This is a genomic window from Psychrobacter sp. SHUES1 (assembly GCF_001652315.1).
GTDB classification, from domain to species: domain Bacteria; phylum Pseudomonadota; class Gammaproteobacteria; order Pseudomonadales; family Moraxellaceae; genus Psychrobacter; species Psychrobacter faecalis.
Map to the genome: position 1 here is coordinate 1 of NZ_LXWA01000004.1, position 1,280 is coordinate 1,280.

The window sequence follows — 1,280 nt, forward strand, 5'->3', positions numbered from 1 at the left end:
GTAACTACTCCTACAACCTGTTGTATAATAATTATGCAACCAACTAACAATAAATATCTCATGCCAAAGCAGATCCTAAAAGCCCATAAAATCAGGCTATATCCGACTGATGAACAGCAAGTATTCTTTGCCAAGTCATTCGGCTGCGCTCGTTTTATTTGGAATAAAATGCTTGGCGATAAAATAGATCACTACAAAACTACGAAGACCACCCTAAACAACACCCCTGCTCAGTATAAAAAAGAATTTGAATGGCTAAAAGAAGTCGATAGCTTGGCATTAGCCAATGTTCAGCAAAATCTAAGAGCTGCCTATAGTAAATTTTTCAAGCAAGGCGCAGGGTTCCCTAAGTTCAAGAAAAAAGGCATTAAAGACAGTTACACCACCAACAATCAAAAAGGATCGGTAGCCGTCACCAAGAACACCGTTAAATTGCCAAAAATAGGCCACATTAAGGTTAAAATACATCAATCTGTTAATGGGCTTATCAAGAGCGCCACTATCAGCCGTACCCCATCAGGTAAGTATTACGTCAGCTTACTGATTGAAACTATCGTTAATGAATTACCAAAAACCCACTCTAACATCGGCATTGATTTAGGATTGACGGACTTTATCGTCTTATCAGACGGCAGCAAAGTGGCCAATCCTAAGTTTCTATCGAAGCTGCAAGCCAAGCTTGCGCGTGAGCAAAAGATCTTAGCCAAACGCAGAGCCGCTGCCAAAGCGGATCAACGCAAATTGTCAGAGAGCCGCAACTATCAAAAGCAAAGAATTAAAGTTGCCAAGGTCTATGAGCAAATAACCAATAGCCGCAAAGATTTCTTGCATAAACTCTCATTCAATCTCATCAAAAACCACGATGTGATTGCTATTGAGGACTTGAACATCAAAGGCATGGTTAAGAATAGAAAATTAGCTAAAGCCATATCAGACAGCTCATGGTCAGCATTCACCACCATGCTGACCTATAAAGCAGACTGGTACGGCAAAGCGCTTGTCAAAATAGACCGATGGTATCCATCGTCTAAGACTTGCTCAAACTGCGATCATCTACTGAATAAAGCTGAATTACCGCTATCGGTCAGAACATGGGATTGCCCCAGTTGTTTGCAGAAAAATGATCGAGACATTAACGCCAGTATCAATATCTTAAATCAAGGGCTGTTACTGGCTAAACAATCAAAAACTGTCGGTGCGACAGGGTTAGCTTAGTCAATTCGCTTAACCGCTGATACAGAACACCGTGTCAAGTAAGAGCGTTACCTAAGAAACCTCTA

General features: G+C 41.0%; 1 protein-coding gene. It reads left to right on the plus strand.

Annotated features, from left to right (window positions below):
* The first annotated feature begins 33 nt into the window (after window positions 1-33).
* Window positions 34-1,215: an IS200/IS605 family element RNA-guided endonuclease TnpB gene (gene tnpB, locus A7325_RS00035; RefSeq protein WP_227514900.1), complete on the plus strand. Its 1,182-nt coding sequence runs from the start codon at window positions 34-36 to the stop codon at window positions 1,213-1,215.
* The last annotated feature ends 65 nt before the right edge of the window (window positions 1,216-1,280 follow it).